Consider the following 18959-nt stretch of genomic DNA (forward strand, 5'->3'; position numbering starts at 1 on the left):
GATCGCTCGTTGAACGCATGTCGTCAACAAATCATCCGGAACTATAGCTTTGCTACCGGATGTCTGGCTAAGCTGGCGCGGCACCACGAAGATGTGGTGCCGCCGGTAGGGGGGTCCGGCGCAGCGATGACATGGAAGGCAGAAATGTCTGAAGATCGCGGGCCCGCAGCAGGCCTCTCCGACGGCGAACACCTCAGCGTGCTCGGCTACGAGGACACGTTCAACCGATCGATGAGCCTCTGGGCGAACTTCGCCCTCGGCTTCACCTACCTCTCCCCCCTCGTGGGCGTCTACTCGCTCTTCGCGGTGGCCCTCTCGATCGGCGGGCCGCCCTCGATCTGGTGGATCGTCATCGTCGGAACGGGCCAGCTCCTCGTCTCGCTGGTGTTCGGCGAGGTCGTCTCGCAGTACCCCATCCACGGCGGCATCTACCCGTGGGCCCGTCGCCTCTGGGGCCGGCGCTACGCGTGGATGGCGGCCTGGGTGTACATCTGGGCCATGATCGTGACGATCACCGCGGTCGCCGAGTTCGGCTCCGGGTTCGCCGCGAGCCTGTTCGGCATCGAGCACACCAACGACTCCACGCTGTGGCTGACGCTGGGCTTCCTGGTCATCGCCCTCGCCATCAACTTCACGGGCACGAAGTGGCTCGCCCGCGTCGCCCGCATCGGCCTCGCCGCCGAACTCATCGGCGTGATCGGTCTCGGTCTCTACCTGCTGATCTTCCAGCGCAAGCAGGAGTTCAGCGTCTTCTTCGACACCATGGGCGTGCAGGGCGACGGCAGCTACGTGACGGCCTTCCTGGGCGCCGCCCTCGCGGGCCTCTTCCTCTTCTACGGCTTCGAGGCCTGCGGCGACGTCGCCGAGGAGGTCGCGAACCCCGCGCGTCGCATCCCCAAGGCCATGATGCTGACGATCCTCGTCGGCGGCGTCTCGGCGCTCTTCTCGTTCGGCGGCTACGTGCTCGCGGCGCCCGACCTCGCGTCGATCGTCAGCGGCGAGGACGCCGACCCCATCCCCGGCATCCTCGAGGCGACGCTCGGCACCGTCGGCGCGAAGGCCTTCCTCGTCGTCGCGATCACGGCGTTCCTCTCGTGCGTGCTGAGCCTGCAAGCCGCGGCGAGCCGGCTGCTGTTCTCCTTCGCCCGCGACGGCATGATCCCGGGCCACCGCTGGCTCGCGAAGGTGTCGCCGACCACGAAGGTGCCGGCGAACGCCCTCATCGTCGCGTGCACGGTTCCCGCCCTCATCGCCGTGCTCATCTGGGCGAACAACGACCTGCTGGTTCCGGTCACCGCCTTCGCGGTGCTCGGCATCTACCTCGCGTTCCAGATGGTCGTGCTCGCCGCGCTGCGCCAGCGCATGAAGGGCTGGAAACCGGCCGGTCCGTTCTCGCTCGGCCGTTGGGGCTTCGCGGTCAACGTGATCGCGCTCGCCTACGGCGTCTTCGCGATGGTGCTGATCTCGGTGCCCGGTACCACCGGCGACTTCTTCACCGACTACGTCGTGCTGATCGGTCTCGGCGTCGTCGTGGTCACCGGCCTGTTGTACCTCTTCATCGCCCGCCCCGATCGCAAGTCGGATGCACCGTCGGGCGACGCGATCGTCGTCGCCGACGAGATCCGCCTGCGCACGGGCGCGACGCGCGTCGTCGACCGGGTGTAGGGGAATCGGCGGGGACCGGCCCCAGTCTCTTCGAGGCGGAGGCCTACGCTGGACGCATGATCCGCAGACACGTGCTCGTGCACGGGATCGTGCAGGGCGTGGGCTTCCGCTTCTCCGCGCGCCGTGAGGCCGTGCGACTCGGAGTCGCCGGCTGGGTGCGCAATCGCCCGGGCGGCGCGGTCGAGGCCGATGTCGAGGGCGACGAGGCATCCGTCGCCGCCATGCTCGACTGGCTCGCGACCGGCCCGCCGGGCTCGGTCGTCGATGGCATGGATGTCGCGGCACTCGAGCCGACCGGCGAAGCCGGTTTCCGTATCATCGGATGAAACGACGGCGGCGCTCGCGCTGATGCTCGTACTGGGCGCGCTGCTCATCATCTCCGGAGTCGTCAACCTCGCACTGCCGGGGATGGTCGCGATGGAGTACGTGCAGGCGGCGCTCGGCGTGCTGCTCATCGTCTCGCCGTGGTTCGGCGGCTACGCCGACGCCATGACCTTCGGTGCCGCGTGGATGTCGTGGATCTGCGGTGCGGTCGCGCTCGTCGCCGCAGTGCTGGCCATCCCGCCGAGCACGCAGGCGCACCACGACGCCGTGACGCACTGAAACCGTCCTGAACCGAACCCGTCCTGAACGCCGGCGATCGCACGGCAGGAACGACGAAGGGCCCGCCGGTTTCCCGGCGAGCCCTTCGTGCAGTCTGCGGTGAGACTAGATGGCGTTGACGTCCAGCGGGATGCCGGGGCCGAACGTGGTCGACACGGCGCCCTTCTGGATGTAGCGGCCCTTCGAGCTCGACGGCTTCAGACGCAGCACCTCTTCGAGAGCCGCCTTGGCGTTCTCTTCGAGCTGCTCCTGCGAGAACGAGGCCTTGCCGACGACGAAGTGCACGTTGGCGTGCTTGTCGACGCGGAACTCGATCTTGCCGCCCTTGATGTCGGAGACGGCCTGGCCCACGTTCGGGGTCACGGTGCCGGTCTTGGGGTTGGGCATGAGGCCGCGCGGGCCGAGCACCTTGCCGAGACGGCCGACCTGGCCCATGAGCTCGGGGGTCGAGACCGCCGAGTCGAACGCGGTGTAGCCGCCGGCGACCTTCTCGATGAGCTCGGCGCCGCCGACCTCGTCAGCGCCGGCTGCGATGGCAGCCTCGGCAGCGGGGCCGGTCGCGAACACGATGACGCGAGCGGTCTTGCCGGTGCCGTGCGGGAGGATGACGGTGCCGCGCACCATCTGGTCGGCCTTGCGGGGGTCGACGCCGAGCTTCAGCGCGACCTCGACGGTCGAGTCGAACTTCGCCGAACCGGTCTGCTTCGCGAGGGCCACTGCCTCGTTCGGGGTGTAGAACTTGCCGTCTTCGATCTTGTCGGCCGCGGCGCGGTAGGCCTTTGACTTCTTTGCCATGTTGCTTCTCCTTGAGAGAGTGTGGTCATCTGCGCCTGGCGGGCGCTGCCACTGAATGCTGAGTTCTGGTGAACGGACGCCGCGTGGCATCCGCCGAGGCCTTATTCGACCGTGATGCCCATCGAGCGAGCGGTGCCCGCGATGATCTTCGACGCTGCGTCGAGGTCGTTCGCGTTGAGGTCGACCATCTTCGACTCGGCGATCTCGCGCACCTGTGCCTGGGTCAGCTTGCCGACCTTGGTGGTGTGGGGAACGCCGGAACCCTTGGCGACGCCGGCAGCCTTCTTGATGAGCTCGGCGGCGGGCGGGGTCTTCAGGATGAAGGTGAACGAGCGGTCTTCGTAGACCGTGATCTCGACGGGGATGACGTTGCCGCGCTGGGCTTCGGTCGCCGCGTTGTAGGCCTTGCAGAACTCCATGATGTTCACGCCGTGCTGACCCAGGGCCGGGCCGATGGGCGGGGCCGGGTTCGCGGCGCCGGCCTTGATCTGAAGCTTGATCAGACCGGTGACCTTCTTCTTCGGTGCCATGATTTCTCTCTTTCTGTTCGAACGCCCCGGTTGCCGGGGCACTCTCCCGCAACCCGGCCGTTCCGGGATGCGGTGATCTGTGGGGTTGTGAAGCTAGAGCTTGGTGACCTGGTCGAAGCTGAGCTCGACCGGGGTCTCGCGCTCGAAGAGCGAGACGAGCACGATGAGCTTGCCGCTCTCGGGCTTGATCTCGCTGATCGTGCCGGGCAGGCCCGCGAACGAGCCGTCTTTGATGGTGATCGTCTCGCCGACCTCGAAGTCGACCTCGGCGGGGATCGCACGGGCCGCACCGGTGGCGGCCCCGCCCTTCGCACCCTTGACGGGAGCGACGTCCTTGATCTCGACGAGGCTCTTCAGCATGCCGAAGGCCTCTTCGAAACGGAGGGGGGTCGGGTTGTGCGCGTTGCCCACGAAGCCGGTGACACCGGGCGTGTGGCGGATGACCGACCACGAGTCCTCGTTGAGGTCCATGCGCACGAGCACGTAGCCGGGGATGCGGACGCGCGTGACCATCTTGCGCTGGCCGTTCTTGATCTCGACGACGTCTTCCATCGGCACTTCGACCTGGTAGATGTAGTCGGCCATGGCCATCGACTCGCGGCGCTGCTCGATGTTCGCCTTCACGCGGCGCTCGAAGCCCGCGTAGGAGTGGATGACATACCACTTGCCGGGCAGGAACCGCAGCTCGGCGCGGAACTCCGCGTAGGGGTCGGCCTGCTCTTCGTCTTCTTCGATGACGGCTTCGACGGCGGCCTCGGCCTCTTCGACGGAGTCGATGTCGAGGGCATCGTCGACGACGGCGTCGGCCTCGGGATCGGCCGACTCGGCAATGGCGTCGAGCACTGCGTCGAGGTCGGCGATGCCGCCCTCGTCGCCGTCGTCGACGACGTGCACGGCGCGCTGCTCGGCCGGCTCGACCGACTCTTCGTCGTGCTCGAGGGTGTTGCCCGTCTGCGCCTCGTCGTCTTCGGCCGACTGCTCGGCAGCCGTGGCCCAGTCGACGTCGTCGTGCTCAGTCCTTGACACTTCTCTTCAATCCTTTTCTCCGGGGCGCCAGCGGCGACCGGATCCGTCGAACCCGAAGGCCCGATCAGACCCCCGGTGTTCCGAAGACGTACAGCACCAGCAAGCCGAACAGCTGGTCGAGCCCCCACACGATCGCCATCATGATGATGACGAACACGAGCACGACCACCGTGAAGCTGACGAGCTCTTTGCGGGTCGGGGTGACGACCTTCTTCAGCTCGGCGATGACCTGCCGGATGAACAATGCGACGCGCGCAAAGGGATTCCGACGTGCCGCGCGATCGCGCTTCGCGTTGGCGACGACGTCTTCACTCGGTTCGTCGATTACTTTGCGTGCCACCTTGTACACCTTTCGTGGGCCGGCATTCGCTGCCGGCTCGCAGGGCGGACAGGACTCGAACCTGCAACCTGCGGTTTTGGAGACCGCTGCTCTACCAATTGAGCCACCGCCCTATGGAACGACCGGGTGACCGGGGGTGTTCCACGGTTGCCGGAGCGCCACGATTCACTGCGTTTCTCACCAGGTGAATGCCCGAAAATAGGCGCAGAGAATCTTGGCTGACTTCAGCAACCTCACCAAGTGTATGCGACGCCGCTGGCAGAGTAAAGCTGAGCGGATGCCCCGGGGCGGCGAGCGGCCACGAGGCATCCACTCTGCCCTCGCCGACCATGCGATCGGCCTAGATTGGTGGCATGACCGTCGACCGCGCATCGCGCCTCACCGCAGAGCCGCGCAGCAGCGCCGAGGTCACCGGCGAGCACTCGCAGTTCCGCCTCGATCTCGAACGCATCCGCTTCTCGCCGTACTTCTCACGGCTCTCGGCCGTCACCCAGGTGATCGCGCAGCCGGGCGCCGGGCCGCTCATCCACAACCGGCTCACGCACTCGATCAAGGTGACGGCGGTCGCGAGGGCGATCGCGGTCAGCATGACGGATGCCTCGTCGCCGAGTCGCGACTTCGCACTCGAGCACGGCTGCGATGCCGTCGTGGTGCAGGCCGCGGCGAGCGCGCACGACCTCGGACACCCGCCCTTCGGCCACCTCGGCGAGCGCGTGCTCGACCGGCTCTCGCGCGAGACGCTCGGGCTCGTCGACGGCTTCGAGGGCAACGCGCAGAGCTACCGCATCCTGACCGCGCTCGACGTGAGCGAGGCTGCGCCGAGGGGTTTGAACCTCACCGCCGCCGTGCGCACGGCCGTCGCGAAGTACCCGTGGACGCGCTACGCCGACGCCGCGGCGCTCGGCGACGGCCCGCTGCCGCGCGGGCTCCGCCGCACGGCGCAGGGCGTCGACGTGGTCAAGTTCTCGGCGTACGGCATCGACGCGCTCGACCTCGAGCAGGCCCGCGCGGCGTCGCTGCCGACGCAGCAGCCCCTGCAGCAGTCGCTCGAGTGCTCGATCATGGACATCGCCGACGACGTCGCCTACTCGATCCACGACGTCGACGACTTCTACCGGGCCGGCGTGCTGAGCCAGGGCGCCGTCGCCCGCGAGTTCCGCGGCTGGGCCCGGTCGTGGTCGCAGCTGCGCGGACTCGACGACGCCGCCCTCGCCGCCCGCACGGCCCCGCCTGGCAGCGCCCTCGAGACGCTGCGCCGCAAGTTCGCCCGCGACGACCCGTGGATCGCCGACGACGACGCCTTCGCCGCAGCGGTCGACGTGGTCGCCGACGATCTCGTCGACGGCCTGCTCGCGACCTCGTTCGACGGGTCGATCGCCTCGGAGCGGGCGCTCTCGTCGTTCACGAACCGCTGGATCAGCCACCTGCAGTCGTCGGTCGTGCCCGCACCCCGCGATGTCGCGCGCTCGGGGCTCGTGACCCTCGACCGGCGCGCCTGGCATGAGGTCGAGATCTTGAAGTTCGTGCACCGGCACTTCATCCTCGATCGCGCCGACATCGTCATGTACCAGCGCGGCCTGAGCCGCGTGCTCGCCCGAGCGGTCAAGGGGCTCTCGGCGTGGGCGACCGACGAACACGATCGCGAGCGCGTGCCGCAGCGCTTGAAGGAGCTCATCGAGATCGCGACCGACGGGTACGCCGCGCTTCGCGACGGCCGGCCCGACGGCGTGCCGATCCCCGCGGCCGGCGACGTGCGCCGCCTCGGCGTGGGCCGGGGCGTCATCGACTACGTCGCGTCGCTCTCCGACGATCAGGCGCTCGCGGTGTCGGAGGCCCTCGACGGGCGTCCCGACCGGCTGTGGGACATCGGCCAGAACCTCTGAGCCAGGGCGACGCAGCTCGCGCCGACCACCACGAGCACGACGCCGGCGATCGCCGCCCACCACGCCGTGTCGGCGGGGATGTCGAGGTAGACGCTGATGCCGAGGATGCGCGAGAGCCCCCACGGCAGCAGGGCCATCTCGTCGTTCCACGCGGTCAGCGCCGTCTCGAGGCCGATCAGCCCGATGAGCGAGCCGAACACCGCGAGCACCGCGCCGATGCCCGCGACGACCGCGCCGGCGGCCCGCAGTGCGCCCCGCTCGACGGCGAACGCCCAGGCCGCGGCGACCACGACCCAACCGAACGCCGCGAAGGCGATCGCGATGTAGATCGAGCGGCCGATCGGGTTGGTCCAGAACTCGAACCAGTACCCGCCGGGCCCGGTCGGCGAGAGCACCGCGAGCAGCAGCACCACGCGCAGCGTCGCCGCGCCGCCGACGGCGGCCAGCACCGGCTGCATCGAGCGGCGGCCGAGGGCGAGCCGGAGCACGGCGACGAACACGGCCCAGCCGCCGAGGGTCACGAGCAGATGCGAGGGCGCCAGGAACCAGGTCTGGATGCCGCGGCTCGCGACGAGCGCCACCGCGGGCACGGCAACGAGCAGCGCACGATCGAGTCGCCCGAGACCCTCGACCACTTCGCGGGCACGCCACGGCCGCGTGGCGGCCGCCCAGAGGGCGCGCGCGGCGCGGGCACCCGGCCACGCGCGACGGGCGAACACCGGCACCAGGCCGTAGCCGAGCCAGGCCACGAGGAGCACCAGCAGGATGCGCGCGGCCCAGGCCATCGGCAGGTCGCGCACGGCGCGCTCGACGCCGAGCTCGGCGGCCGTGAGGTTGTACGCCGGCAGGTACGGGTCGCCGGCGTAGGCGGCCTCATGAGCGGCGGCGGATGCCTCGAACGCCTGCCGCGCAGCATCCCACCGCTCGTAGGCGGCCGGGTCGCCGGTATCGTGCCATTGCGCCTGACGCAGGAACATCGCGCGATAGTCGCCGAGCATCGCGTAGGTGTTGGCCTGGTAGTCGAGGGTGTCGACGAAGGCTGTGCGCAGCGCGGGGTCGCGCCAGGCCGAGGCATCCGTCGCCTGAATGGAAGCCTGCATGCGCTCGACGGCGGCGATCGCGCGGTCGCCGCCTGCGATCGCCTCGTCGAGCTGCCCGCGGCTGATCTCGTAGATGACGTTCAGCACGGCGCTGTCGCCGGTGAGGATGTCCCACTCGAAGATCCACATCATGGGCGGCGGTTCGAGGCCGATCGCGAAGACCCGGCGATCGGCGAACGGGCCGATGTAGAGGCCGTCGGTGATCGCGGCGCGCGAGTCGGCCATCACCTCGCCGATCGCACGCACGGTCGCCGGGTCGTCCGAGAACCAGCGCCGCGCCCAGTCGGCCGTGATCTCGGCGGGGTCGGCGGCGGGGTCGCGCGCGAGGCGCACCGCGAGCTCGGTGTTCAGCTCGTAGAGCTGCCAGAAGCCCGCCTTCTGCTCGAGCGAGAGGGGGCCGGCGCGCCAGGGGCCGCCGTCCTGCGTCCACGTCCAGATGCCCTCGACCCGCGGGTTCGCCGCGATGAACCGCGTGAGCGCCTCTTGGTAGAGCACGCCGAGGTCGTTCGGGAAGGCGCCGAAGTTCTCGAACTCGCGCCGGCTCTGGAACTCGACGATGCGGCGCTGCTCGCCGATCTCGAGCGTGTGGTTCAGCGGCAGGTGGCTGTAGAAGTCGCCGAGGGTGTACTTCGTCGAGACGATGAGCGCGTCGGAGTCGATGCCGCCGAGCACCGCCTCGTACGAGGCGTCGTTCGTGTGCATGTCGCCGACGGCGCCGACGCCCACGCTCCAGGTGCGGAAGATCACCTCGCGATCGACGCGCTCGGCCTGCTCGGTCAGCGCGGTGAGCATCGCGCGCACCGAGTCGACCGTCGTGACCGCGAGTTTCGAGTAGTAGTCCCACCCCGGCAGGTCGTAGACCCGGCCGGCCTCGCCGATGCGGATGAGCACGCCGTCGAGGTAGGGCATCGCGGCGTACAGCTCGTCGAGCCCGGCCGAGTAGACCTGCCAGAACTCGGGGTCGTCTGTGGCGAGGCCGCCGAAGCGGTCGACGAGGTACTCCTCGAGCGGCGTGGTGAGGGTCAGCATGTCGGTGCGGAAGTAGACGTCGAGGCCCGCGTCGTGGGCGTACTCCCACATCGGCCCGAACGCCTCGCGCATCGCAATGGCGCGGGCGACGTGGGAGTCGCCTTCTTCATAGACGGCGCTGCCGTCGCCGACACCGTCGAAGGTCAGGTACTCGACGAAGCCGGGGATCGCGATCGCGTTGTAGCCCTCGGCGAGCGCGTGGCGCACGAACGCCTCGAAGTCGGTGCGGGCGACCGCGAGCGCGGTCTCGTCGATGTACGGAGCGTCGGCGAGGATGACATCGGCGAATGCCTTCGAGTTGTGCGAGTAGTCGTCGCCCGCCGCCCACTCGGCCTCGTCGACCGTCACGCCGACGGCGCCGAGGTCGACCATGCGGAACCCGAGGCGCGACTCGACGATCTCGCCGAAGCGCTCGGCGACGCTCCGACGGTCGCGAACGGCGGCGGCGAGGTCGTAGACGCCGAGCACGGCACCGGCCTCGGAGGCCGCGACGACGCGGAGCGCGTCGGGGGTGCCTTCGAGGCGGTAGGTCTCGTCGGTGGCGTCGGTGGCGTCGGTCTCGTCTGTCTCGTCGGTCTCGTCGGTGGCGGCTTCTGCGCCCTCGATGACGACCTCGAGCGTCGCCGTGCCGGTGTGCTTCTCTGCGCCCGCGACGGCGTCGCGCAGCTCGTCGACGGCGAGCCCCAGGCGGAGCGTCGCCGGCGCACTGATCGAGGTGAACTCGGGCGGAGCGATCGACGGGGTCTCGGGCGCGGCCGCGAGCACTTCGGTCGGCACGTCGGACGCCTCGCTGCGAATGCCGAGTTCATCGGCGAGCACGACGGCGACACCGGCGCCCAGCGCCACGAGCACCGTGAGCGCGACGCCGGCGAGCAGTCTCCGTCGGGTTCGCGCCATCACCCGAGCAGCGTAGCAACACTGGGACGATTGTCCCAGTTTGGGCATGAAACAGGGCCGTGCGGATGCCTCGTGGCATCTGCACGGCCCTGTGACCGTGTGCTCAGCTCACCTGGAGCCGAACCTCAGCCCTCAGGCCGAAGCGCCTGCGCGACGACGGTAGACGAGCACCGCACCGGCCGCGAGCAGCAGCGCGCCGCCCACGAGCGGAAGCGTCGCGTCGAACCCGGTCTCGGCGAGGCCGGAGCCGCCCGAGCCGGTTCCAGCGGCCGCGGGAGCCGCGACGACGGTGATCTTCACGATCGCGTCGGCGTAGTTGCGCTCGCCCTCGCCGTCGCCGTCGCCGTACCTGTAGGTGGCCGTGAGGAAGTGCTCGCCGGGCGTGAGCGCGGCGAGCGTCTCAACCGACAGCGGCACGGTGAGGACGCCGGTGTTGTCCGTCTGGAACACGCCGACGGGGACGGGGGTCGAGTACGCGAACACACCGAAGTAGGTGAACGCCGCCCATGCGCCGGCGCCTTCCCACGCGTCGCCCATGTCGACCGACACCTGACCGGCCGTGCCCTGCGTGAAGGTGCCGCCGTCGTAGATCGTGCCCTCGTAATCGTTCTCGATGTAGTCGGCGAGCTCGGCGGAGTCGGCGAAGGGGGCGTCAGCGAGCTCGGGTACGTCCTGCGGCTGACCGAAGTAGGTCAGGTCGGCACCCCACTTGATGTTGTACAGGTATCCGGTCTGTCCGGCATCGACGAACACGCCGTAGCCGAGGAGCACGATGTCGTCGTCGGCATTCGAGCTTTCGATCGCGGTCAGCAAGTTGTCGAGCGTGTCGGTGGCATTCGCTGCGTAGGTGCCACCGATGGCCTTGCTCGTCGTCCACTGCTCTGCCGGGTCGACCATGTACGCGCTCGTGCTCGCGGGGCGCAGCGTCGTGTACTGCTGGTCGCCGGCCGCGTTGTCGTAGAAGAGCGGGATCTGGAAGAAGGCGTTGCCCGCGTTCCACGAGATGCCGTCGTCGATCAGGTCGCGCAGGTCGCCGTTGTCGACGGCCGCGTCGAAGCCGTTGAGGATCTGCACCTTGCCCGTGAGGTCGATGCCGTTGTCGGGACCGGCATCGGTGTACGAGCCTCCCGCCGCGGCACCGTTGTGCCAACCGATGTAGGTCGACTCATCGGGGCGGATGTCGGTGGAGGCGACGTACTCGGCTGTCTCGGGCTCTGCGGCATGCGCCGGCGCGGCGCCGACGAGTGCGAGGCCACCACCCATGGCGATGGCCGCGCCGATGGCGGCGAGTTTGACGGTGCGTCGTTCACGGGCCATGAATGGTCCTGCTCTCTTGGTGATTGCTGCGTGGGAACATGCATCGAGCCGCGCTCTCGCGCAGCTCGATGCAGTACATGTGAATGCCTTCATCATAAGCGGATGGATCTCTCCGCTTACGGCCCCCGTTCGGGGGTCGCCTGTCAGGAATTGCGGTCAGGCCGAGGCACCCCCGCGGCGACGGAAGACGAGTACCGCGCCGGCCGCGAGCAGCAGCGCGCCGCCCACGAGCGGCAGCGTCGCGTCGAACCCGGTCGCGGCCAGACCGGTGCCCGCCGCGGTGCCGGCCGCGCCCGTGCCGGCGCCTGCAGCGGGGGGCGCCGCCACGACGGTGAAGTTCACGAACGCGAACGCGCCGCTCTCCCAGTACTGCGGCGTGATCGTGAGCGTGTGCTCGCCGGGCTCGAGAGCGGCGAGCGTCTCGACCGAGAGCGGCACCGTGATGGTGCCGGTGTTGTCGGCCTGCGCGACACCGACCGCAACAGGGGCCGAGTAGGCGTACACGTCGAAGTACACCAGCCCCATGGTGACGTCGCCCGGCACGGAGACCTCGCCGGCGGTGCCCTGCGTGAATGTGCCGCCGTCGACGACGCGGTTGTGGCCGCCCTCGAGGTAGGCGGCGACCGCAGCGGAGTCCGCGAATCGAGGCGCACCGAGCGGCTCGACTGCCGGAGGCAGACCGAAGTAGATCAGCTCGGTGCCCCACTTGACCCAGTCGAGGTGCACGGTCTGACCCGCATCGACGAACAGGCCGTACCCGAGCAGCGTGATGTCATCGGCCGCGGGGTCGGCGGCCTCGATCGCGGTGAGCAGGTTCTCGAGCGTGTCGGTGGCATTCGCGGCGTACGGGCTGCCGGCGATGGCCCGACTCGTCGTCCACTGCTGATCGGGCTCCACGCCGTCGGTCGAAGCGGCCGCGGGGCGAAGCGTCGTGAACGGCCGATCGTCGGGCGTTGCCGCCGAGGCGGCGCCGTAGAAGAGCGGAATCTGGAAGAACGCGCCGGGAGCATCCCAGTAGATGCCGTCGTCGATCAGTTCTCGCAGGTCGCCGTTGTCGGCGTTCTCGTCGAAGCCGAAGAGGATCTGCGCCTTGCCCGTGACGTCGAGACCACTGTCGGGCCCGACATCGGTGTAGGTGCCACCGGCGGCGGCACCGTCATGCCAGCCCACGTACGTCGTCGCGTCGGGTCGAATGTCACCCGCGGCGACGAACTGCACCGTTTCGGCGTCGGCGGCCTGCGCCGGCGCAGCGCCCACGAGTGCGAGGCCACCGCCCATGGCGACGGCCGCTCCGATGGCGGCGAGTCTGATGGTGCGTCGTTCACGGGCCATGGAACGGTCCTGCTCTCTTGATCGATGTGTGCGCGGAGTCGATGAGGTGCGCGTGGGCTCGACATATTGTAATCAATCAATTACTTTTCCCTGTGACCCCCATTCGGGGTACAGCGACGTTCGACACAACCAGTGCCACGCGACATCCCACGCCGTAGGCTTGTCAACGTGACCGAACACCCTCGCCTCTCTGCTCGCATCGCCGCCATCGCCGAGTCCGCGACCCTCAAGGTCGACGCGAAGGCGAAGGCCCTCCAGGCCGAGGGGCGCCCGGTCATCTCGTACGCGGCGGGTGAGCCCGACTTCGCGACGCCCGACTACATCGTCGAGGCGGCACTCGCGGCGACGCACGACCCCAAGAACTACCGCTACACCCCCGCGGCCGGCCTGCCCGAGCTGCGTGAGGCCGTCGCCGCGAAGACGCTGCGCGACTCGGGCCTCGAGGTCTCCCCCGCCCAGGTCGTCGTGACCAACGGCGGCAAGCAGGCGGTCTACCAGGCGTTCCAGACGCTGCTCGACCCGGGCGACGAGGTGCTCGTGCCGACGCCGTACTGGACGACATATCCCGAGGCGATCAAACTCGCCGGCGGCGTGCAGGTCGACGTGTTCGCGGGCTCCGACCAGGGGTACCTCGTCACGGTCGCCCAGCTCGAGGCGGCGCGCACCGAGCGCACGAAGGTGCTGCTCTTCGTCTCGCCCTCGAACCCGACGGGCGCCGTCTACTCCCCCGAGCAGACGCGCGAGATCGGCGAGTGGGCGCTCGAGCACGGCATCTGGGTCGTCTCCGACGAGATCTACCAGAACCTCACCTACGGCCCGATCGATGGCCCAGCGGATGCCCCTGCGCCGCGAGCCGTCTCGATCGTCGAGGCCGTGCCGGCGCTCGCGAACCAGACGATCCTCGTCAACGGCGTCGCGAAGACCTACGCGATGACGGGCTGGCGACTGGGCTGGATGGTCGGACCCGCCGACATCATCAAGGGCGCCGCGAACCTGCAATCGCACCTCTCGTCGAACGTCGCGAACATCTCGCAGCGCGCCGCGATCGCCGCGCTCAACGGCCCGCAAGACGCCGTGGAGGAGATGCGCCGCGCCTTCGACCGCCGCCGCCGCACGATCGTCGCCGAGCTCTCGAAGATCGACGGCATCACGGTGCCGGTTCCCGAGGGTGCGTTCTACGTGTACCCCGATGTCTCGGGGCTGCTCGGCCGCGAATGGGGCGGCGTCACCCCGACGACCTCGCTCGAGCTCGCCGACCTGATTCTCGAGCAGGCCGAGGTCGCCGTGGTGCCCGGTGAGGCGTTCGGCCCCTCGGGCTACCTGCGCCTCAGCTACGCCCTCGGTGACGCCCCACTGCTCGAGGGCGTGCAGCGCCTGCAGCGCCTCTTCGCGTAGCGCGCGCTCTCTTCGCCGAGTGTTAACGGTCGGCCGCCCAGGCCCACCGCGAGCGATATCACTCGGCGCGGGGCGTTGACACTCGGCGACCGGAGCGAGGCACGACCAGGGCTGCTCGGGCCTCGGCGGCGAGTTCGTCGGCGACGGCGGTGAGCAGCACCGACCGCAGGTTCCACTGCTGCCAGTAAAGGGGAACGTCGATCGGCGCCCCGCCGAGTCGCACGAGCGCGCCGCGCTCGAGTTCGTCGGCCGACTGGAACGCCGGCAGCATGCCCCAGCCGAGCCCGAGCTTGACGGCGGTCGCGAAGTCGCTCGACGCCGGCACGTAGTGTCGCGGCGGAGCATCGGGGTCGACGCCCTGCGCCGACAGGTGCGCCCGCTGCAGGTCGTCGCGCCGGTCGAAGTCGACGAGCGGCGCGACTGCGAGCGCGACGTCTTCCGCAACGGCGGGCGCACCCGGCACCAGCCCCCAGCGTTCCGCGAACGCGGGCGTCGCCGCGGCCTCGTAGCGCATGACGCCGAGCGGGCGCACGAGGCATCCGGCCACCGGTGTCGACTGCGAGGTGACCGCGCCCATGACGGTGCCCGACTCGAGCAGTCCGGCGGTGAAGTCCTGGTCGTCGCGGTGCAGGTCGAAGACGACCGGGTGCCGCTCGGCGACGCGCGCGAGGGCCGGCAGGAACCAGGTCGAGAGCGAGTCGGCATTGACGGCGAGCGGCAGCGAGATGGGGCGAGCGGATGCCGCGTCGAGCCCGAACTCCGCGACGGTGTCGTGTTCGAGCAGGGCGATCTGGCGGGCGAGTCGCACGATGGGCGCCCCGGCCTCGGTGGCGCGGGCCGGCTTCGAGCGCACGACGAGCACGCGGCCGAGCTGCTGCTCAAGCGCCTTGATGCGTTGCGAGACGGCCGACGGCGTGATGCGCAGCCGCCGCGCCGCCGCGTCGAAGGTGCCCTCGTCGATGACGACGGCGAGCGTGCGGGCGAGGTCGAGCGGAATCTGCATCTGAAGCAATGCTAATGCGCATGAAGAATCTTGAGCTGGAATGATGCGCCACGCACGGCATACGGTCGTCTCGTGCCCGTCTCCTCCGTGCTCGCCGGCTTCGGCCTCGGCCTCTCGCTCATCGTCGCGATCGGCGCGCAGAACGTGTTCGTGCTGCGACAGGGCATCCGGCGCGAACACGTCTTCGCGGTCGCCGCGATCTGCGCGCTGAGCGACCTCGTGCTCATCATGGTCGGCGTCTCGGGCATCGGCGCGGTGATCACGGCCGTGCCGTGGCTCGTCGATGTCATCCGCTGGGCTGGCGCCGCGTTCCTCGTCGTGTACGGGCTCCTCGCGGCACGGCGCGCGATCAGGCCGAGCGGCGAGGCGCTCGAGGTCGCGGCCGCCGAGCGCGAGATCGAGGTGGTCGAGCATGAGATCGAAGCGGATGTCGCGGGGCCCGTGCCTGCCCGGACGGGGACACCGGCGACGGGCGCGGGCCCCGCGACATCCATTTCGACGACGACCCGTACCCGGCGACGCACCGGCCTCGCCGCGGCCGTGCTGACCTGCCTCGCCCTCACCTGGCTGAACCCGCACGTGTACCTCGACACGGTGTTTCTGCTCGGTTCGGTTGCGAACACGCACGGCGACGCGCGCTGGGCGTTCGCCGCGGGTGCCGGCGTCGCGAGCATCGTGTGGTTCTTCGGGCTGGCGTACGGGGCGCGGTTGCTCGGCGGCGTGCTCGCGAGCCCGAAGGCGTGGCGTGTGCTCGACGCGGTGATCGCCGTCGTCATGGTCGCGCTCGGCGTCATGCTCGTGCTGCCGCACTGAGCCGGCTGCCGCACCGACCAGCTCCGCACCGGATCCCGCCGGTCACCGCGCAGGTGTCGAGAACGACTATCGCCGTTCGTCGTACTTGCGTAGCGTGACCGAGAGAGAGGATTCCACCATGGAATACGCGCTGTTCTACGCAGAGGGCGACGATCCCGTCGCCTACGTTCCGGCCGACGACGATATCGGAGCCTGGGTCGACGAGCTCGAGGGCCGCGGCGCCTCGGAGTACGGCGAACGGCTTCGGCCCGACCACGACGCCACGACCGTGCGCGTCCGTGACGGGCAGCTGCTCGTCACCGACGGGCCGTTCACCGAGTCGAAGGAGTCGATGGGCGGCTTCGACATCATCGACGTCGCCGACCTCGACGAGGCGATCGAGATCGCGTCGCGTCACCCCGCGGCCGCCTTCGGCCGGGTGGAGGTGCGGCCGTTCATGCAGTGGCCGGGCGCCGACCCTGAGGCACGCGTCGTGCCGGAGGGGTTTCGCGAGCGAGCGGTGACGGGGCGCCGGTATCTGATGCTCGTGGTCGCCGGGCGCGGGGAGGAGCGCACGGAGGTCGCGGACGCAGCTGCAGCGGCGACGGGCGACGGGGTTTCGGCAATCGGCGGTGCTGCGGCCGAAAGCGAGGTCGGCGACGATCCCGACGCCTGGGTGACCGAGATGGATGCCCGCGGCACCCGCCTCTTCGGCGAGGTGCTGCACGGCCCCGAAGACGCGACCTTCGTGCGCCGCCGCGGTGGCGAGGTGCTCGTCAGCGACGGCCCCTTCGCCGAGTCGAAGGAGTGGATCGCGGGCTTCGACCTGCTCGAAGTGCGCGACCTCGCCGAGGCGATCGAGGTGGCGTCGAAGCATCCGATGGCCAGGGGCGGCACGCTCGAACTGCGCCCGCTCTGGCCGTTCGACGTGCACGACGACCACGTCGCCCGCCACGCGCGGGAGGGAGCCGAACGCGGCATCCGGGTCGAACCGGCCGCCGCCGAGGCACTCGACGCGGTCGCGGGGGCAGGCCGCTGAGCCGCAGGCCGATGACGGCGGGAGGGCCGATGCCGGAGGACGGGGCCGACGTGCTCACGCCCGAGGTCGCCTCGGCCCTCCACTCCGCGTTCGAGTCGGACTGGTCGCGCGTCGTCGCGACGCTCATCCGCACGACGGGCGATTGGGATGTCGCCGAAGAGGCGGCATCCGGGGCGTTCGAGCGCGCGGCGACCACCTGGCCTCGCGACGGCGTGCCGTCGAATCCGGGCGCGTGGCTCACGACCGCCGCGCGCAACCTCGCACTCGACCGATTGCGGCGGCGCGGTGTCGAGTCGGGAAAGGTCAGGGAGTGGATGTCTGCTGAGACGCTCGCAGGGCGCGCCGCCGGGCCGCCGGACCCGGCGGAGGTCGTGGCCGAGGTCGCCGCCGCTCACGACGAGCCCGACTGGGACGATCGACTGCGCCTCATCTTCACGTGCGCCCACCCCGCGCTACCGATCGAGTCGCGCGTCGCGCTCACCCTGCGCACGGTCGGCGGTCTCGAGACGCGCGAGATCGCCCGCGCCTTCTTCGTGCCCGAGGCGACGATGGCGCAGCGCATCGTGCGCGCGAAGCGCAAGATCGCGAACGCGGGCATCCCCTATCGTGTGCCGCCGCCGGGTGCCCTGCCCGATCGACTCGACGGGGTGCTCGCGGTGCTCTACCTCGTGTACAACGAGGGCTACGTCGCCTCATCCGGCGACCGACTGCAGCGGGTCGACCTCGCCGCCGAGGCGATCCGGCTCACTCGTCTCGTCGTCGAGCTGCTGCCCGACGCCGCCGAGCCGCGAGACTTTCTGGCGCTCATGCTGCTGCAGCACGCTCGGGCAGCGACGCGAGTCGATGCCGACGGCGGGCTCGTGCCCCTCGATGAACAGGATCGCGAGCGCTGGAACCGGGAGTCCATCGCCGAGGGCCTCGCCCTGCTCGAAGCGGCCCCGAGGGCCGAGCGCGGCCCGTACCGGGTGCAGGCCGAGATTCAGGCCGTACACGCTCGGGCGCGCACCGCGGCGCAGACCGACTGGCCGGCGATCGTGCACCGGTACGACGAGCTCGCGCTGCTCACGAAGGGCGCGTCGCCGTTCGTCCAACTCGGCCGCGCGATCGCGATCGGCATGGCCGACGGCCCCGACGCCGGCCTCGCGGCGCTCGCCGCGCTCGAGTCGTCGAAGCGTCTCGCCGGGTACCACCTGTTGCCGGCGGCGCAGGCCGACTTCCTTCGCCGCTCGGGCCGAGCGGAGGCCGCAGCGGCCCGGTATCGCGACGCGATCCCCCTCGCCCCGACGGCGCCCGAGCGGCGGTATCTCGAGCGACGGCTCGCCGAGCTGGGCGTCTCGGCCGAACTCCGCCCCGATCGCTGACTCGCCGGCCACACTGGCTGCGTGACGTCCGTGCAACCCCTAAGGTCGAGCCTCCTCGTTCGGGCGTGCCGAGAACTTCCGCGCTGAGGGGAACCAAAGCAGAACACTCCCAACGAGGGCAGCCACACCGGATGCCACGTACAACGGCACTGCACCAACCGCGGTCGTGACCATCAGTAGTGCAAAGACCACTGCAACCCATTTCGGCCACCTGTGCTGTCTCAGCGCGAAAAAGGCGGCAAGCAGGAGGACTGCGGCGACAGCCCCCGCGATCGCCAGAAAGAGCGACGCCACCAGAACCATCTGAGGGGTGGAGGTCGCATCGGATCCGCTGAAGGGGAGTGGGGCAGCGTTTGCCAAGTACAACACCGACGATGTAGCTAACGCACAAGATCCCGCAGCTACGAGCTTCGGCAACGGCCTAGATCGCGTACGTAACGCTCCCATGCCATAACCTCCTTGATCGTTGAAGATGACTCCGCTCGGCGTTACCAGCCATCGTGCGCAATCCAGCCACCGTTCTTCCAGTATGTATCCTCTGCCTCCAACCAGAGGACTGTGTCGAAAGCGACGCTTCCGGCATTCTCGGGGTCCAACTCCGCGGCGAACAGTCCATAGTTTCCGGTTCTTACCGAGCTTGCGAAGGCGATCCCAATCGGGATCCCGCCAGTGGCTACGGGGACGAAAGCCTCCCACGTCGGCGCTTGCTTTTTCCACTCGTCCGTCGGTGCATAAGTGAACGAGATCAGCGGCGTGTTGGGTCTGCTGCACGAGTAGGTGACATCTGAGTTGGCTTGCTCTTCGGGGCGGGCTGGAAGGATGTTGCTGTGCCTAAGCCTTACCCGAGCGAGT

17 protein-coding genes and 1 tRNA gene are annotated in these 18959 nt (G+C 69.6%); 8 read left to right on the forward strand and 10 right to left on the reverse strand.

Going from position 1 to position 18959, the window contains the following annotated elements; translation table 11 throughout:
• The first annotated feature begins 144 nt into the window (after positions 1 to 144).
• Genes ACWGST_RS07955 through ACWGST_RS07965 form a run of 3 tightly spaced genes read left to right on the forward strand, consistent with a single transcriptional unit; the run spans position 145 to position 2268 of the window.
• Positions 145 to 1665 carry an APC family permease gene (locus tag ACWGST_RS07955; RefSeq protein ID WP_452046129.1) on the forward strand — a complete coding sequence of 507 codons (1521 nt, stop codon included), beginning with the start codon at positions 145 to 147 and terminating at the stop codon, positions 1663 to 1665.
• Positions 1666 to 1721: 56 nt separating this feature from the next.
• Positions 1722 to 1991 (forward strand): acylphosphatase, encoded by a 270-nt coding sequence (locus ACWGST_RS07960; protein WP_452046130.1) that lies wholly within the window; start codon positions 1722 to 1724, stop codon positions 1989 to 1991.
• Between the two features lie 22 nt (positions 1992 to 2013).
• Positions 2014 to 2268 carry an SPW repeat domain-containing protein gene (locus tag ACWGST_RS07965; RefSeq protein WP_452046131.1) on the forward strand — a complete coding sequence of 85 codons (255 nt, stop codon included), beginning with the start codon at positions 2014 to 2016 and terminating at the stop codon, positions 2266 to 2268.
• A gap of 105 nt (positions 2269 to 2373) precedes the next feature.
• Here the strand turns inward: ACWGST_RS07965 and rplA are convergent, their stop codons facing one another.
• The 5 genes from rplA to ACWGST_RS07990 form a co-directional block, all read right to left on the reverse strand.
• Complete coding sequence (rplA, locus tag ACWGST_RS07970) at positions 2374 to 3063, reverse strand: 50S ribosomal protein L1 (RefSeq protein ID WP_452046132.1); 690 nt, start codon at positions 3061 to 3063, stop codon at positions 2374 to 2376.
• Positions 3064 to 3164: 101 nt separating this feature from the next.
• A complete protein-coding gene (gene rplK, locus ACWGST_RS07975) occupies positions 3165 to 3593 on the reverse strand; it encodes a 50S ribosomal protein L11 (RefSeq protein WP_022891467.1) in 429 nt (142 codons plus the stop codon).
• A gap of 93 nt (positions 3594 to 3686) precedes the next feature.
• Positions 3687 to 4619, reverse strand: coding sequence for a transcription termination/antitermination protein NusG (gene nusG, locus ACWGST_RS07980; RefSeq protein WP_452046133.1), 933 nt, complete (start codon positions 4617 to 4619; stop codon positions 3687 to 3689).
• Between the two features lie 64 nt (positions 4620 to 4683).
• Entirely contained in the window at positions 4684 to 4959 is a 276-nt protein-coding gene (gene secE / locus ACWGST_RS07985) for a preprotein translocase subunit SecE (RefSeq protein WP_452046134.1), read from the reverse strand.
• A gap of 40 nt (positions 4960 to 4999) precedes the next feature.
• Positions 5000 to 5072 (reverse strand) — tRNA-Trp (locus ACWGST_RS07990).
• A 240-nt stretch (positions 5073 to 5312) separates the two neighbouring features.
• On the opposite strand from ACWGST_RS07990, the gene dgt reads away from it, so the two are divergent.
• A complete protein-coding gene (gene dgt / locus ACWGST_RS07995; protein WP_452046135.1) occupies positions 5313 to 6842 on the forward strand; it encodes a dGTP triphosphohydrolase in 1530 nt (509 codons plus the stop codon).
• Here dgt and ACWGST_RS08000 read toward each other — a convergent pair.
• The 3 genes from ACWGST_RS08000 to ACWGST_RS08010 form a co-directional block, all read right to left on the reverse strand.
• On the reverse strand, positions 6770 to 9868 hold the full coding sequence (locus tag ACWGST_RS08000) for a hypothetical protein (RefSeq protein WP_452046144.1): 3099 nt from the start codon (positions 9866 to 9868) through the stop codon (positions 6770 to 6772). The two genes, dgt and ACWGST_RS08000, sit on opposite strands and share 73 nt — an antisense overlap.
• Before the next feature lie 132 nt (positions 9869 to 10000).
• Positions 10001 to 11185 carry an LPXTG cell wall anchor domain-containing protein gene (locus tag ACWGST_RS08005; protein WP_452046136.1) on the reverse strand — a complete coding sequence of 395 codons (1185 nt, stop codon included), beginning with the start codon at positions 11183 to 11185 and terminating at the stop codon, positions 10001 to 10003.
• Positions 11186 to 11341: 156 nt separating this feature from the next.
• Positions 11342 to 12517: a hypothetical protein gene (locus tag ACWGST_RS08010; RefSeq protein WP_452046137.1), complete on the reverse strand. Its 1176-nt coding sequence runs from the start codon at positions 12515 to 12517 to the stop codon at positions 11342 to 11344.
• Positions 12518 to 12685: 168 nt separating this feature from the next.
• Between ACWGST_RS08010 and ACWGST_RS08015 the strand changes: the two genes are divergently transcribed.
• Positions 12686 to 13912 carry a pyridoxal phosphate-dependent aminotransferase gene (locus tag ACWGST_RS08015; RefSeq protein WP_452046138.1) on the forward strand — a complete coding sequence of 409 codons (1227 nt, stop codon included), beginning with the start codon at positions 12686 to 12688 and terminating at the stop codon, positions 13910 to 13912.
• 58 nt (positions 13913 to 13970) lie between these two features.
• On the opposite strand, the gene ACWGST_RS08020 is transcribed toward ACWGST_RS08015, so the two are convergent.
• The gene (locus ACWGST_RS08020) at positions 13971 to 14915 is read right to left on the reverse strand and encodes a LysR family transcriptional regulator ArgP (RefSeq protein ID WP_452046139.1); all 945 of its coding nucleotides are present in this window, start codon (positions 14913 to 14915) and stop codon (positions 13971 to 13973) included.
• A gap of 72 nt (positions 14916 to 14987) precedes the next feature.
• On the opposite strand from ACWGST_RS08020, the gene ACWGST_RS08025 reads away from it, so the two are divergent.
• From ACWGST_RS08025 to ACWGST_RS08035, 3 genes are all read left to right on the forward strand, one after another.
• A complete protein-coding gene (locus tag ACWGST_RS08025) occupies positions 14988 to 15728 on the forward strand; it encodes a LysE/ArgO family amino acid transporter (protein ID WP_452046140.1) in 741 nt (246 codons plus the stop codon).
• A gap of 118 nt (positions 15729 to 15846) precedes the next feature.
• The gene (locus ACWGST_RS08030) at positions 15847 to 16746 is read left to right on the forward strand and encodes a YciI family protein (RefSeq protein WP_452046141.1); all 900 of its coding nucleotides are present in this window, start codon (positions 15847 to 15849) and stop codon (positions 16744 to 16746) included.
• Positions 16747 to 16775: 29 nt separating this feature from the next.
• Positions 16776 to 18107 (forward strand): RNA polymerase sigma factor, encoded by a 1332-nt coding sequence (locus tag ACWGST_RS08035; RefSeq protein ID WP_452046142.1) that lies wholly within the window; start codon positions 16776 to 16778, stop codon positions 18105 to 18107.
• A gap of 488 nt (positions 18108 to 18595) precedes the next feature.
• Here the strand turns inward: ACWGST_RS08035 and ACWGST_RS08040 are convergent.
• Positions 18596 to 18959: hypothetical protein (locus ACWGST_RS08040; RefSeq protein ID WP_452046143.1), on the reverse strand; the 364-nt coding region annotated here is incomplete at its 5' end.

This window comes from Agromyces sp. NPDC055520, from assembly GCF_053619715.1.

What these genes read in the sequence shown, in the direction of transcription:
- dgt (WP_452046135.1), top strand. Translation starts at nt 5,313, where the DNA reads ATGACCGTCGACCGCGCATCGCGCCTCACCGCAGAGCCGCGCAGCAGC.
- rplK (WP_022891467.1), bottom strand. Translation starts at nt 3,593, where the DNA reads ATGGCACCGAAGAAGAAGGTCACCGGTCTGATCAAGCTTCAGATCAAG.
- ACWGST_RS08010 (WP_452046137.1), bottom strand. Translation starts at nt 12,517, where the DNA reads ATGGCCCGTGAACGACGCACCATCAGACTCGCCGCCATCGGAGCGGCC.
- ACWGST_RS07965 (WP_452046131.1), top strand. Translation starts at nt 2,014, where the DNA reads ATGCTCGTACTGGGCGCGCTGCTCATCATCTCCGGAGTCGTCAACCTC.
- ACWGST_RS07960 (WP_452046130.1), top strand. Translation starts at nt 1,722, where the DNA reads ATGATCCGCAGACACGTGCTCGTGCACGGGATCGTGCAGGGCGTGGGC.
- ACWGST_RS08035 (WP_452046142.1), top strand. Translation starts at nt 16,776, where the DNA reads ATGCCGGAGGACGGGGCCGACGTGCTCACGCCCGAGGTCGCCTCGGCC.
- ACWGST_RS08000 (WP_452046144.1), bottom strand. Translation starts at nt 9,868, where the DNA reads ATGGCGCGAACCCGACGGAGACTGCTCGCCGGCGTCGCGCTCACGGTG.
- ACWGST_RS08005 (WP_452046136.1), bottom strand. Translation starts at nt 11,185, where the DNA reads ATGGCCCGTGAACGACGCACCGTCAAACTCGCCGCCATCGGCGCGGCC.
- ACWGST_RS07955 (WP_452046129.1), top strand. Translation starts at nt 145, where the DNA reads ATGTCTGAAGATCGCGGGCCCGCAGCAGGCCTCTCCGACGGCGAACAC.
- rplA (WP_452046132.1), bottom strand. Translation starts at nt 3,063, where the DNA reads ATGGCAAAGAAGTCAAAGGCCTACCGCGCCGCGGCCGACAAGATCGAA.
- ACWGST_RS08020 (WP_452046139.1), bottom strand. Translation starts at nt 14,915, where the DNA reads ATGCAGATTCCGCTCGACCTCGCCCGCACGCTCGCCGTCGTCATCGAC.
- ACWGST_RS08030 (WP_452046141.1), top strand. Translation starts at nt 15,847, where the DNA reads ATGGAATACGCGCTGTTCTACGCAGAGGGCGACGATCCCGTCGCCTAC.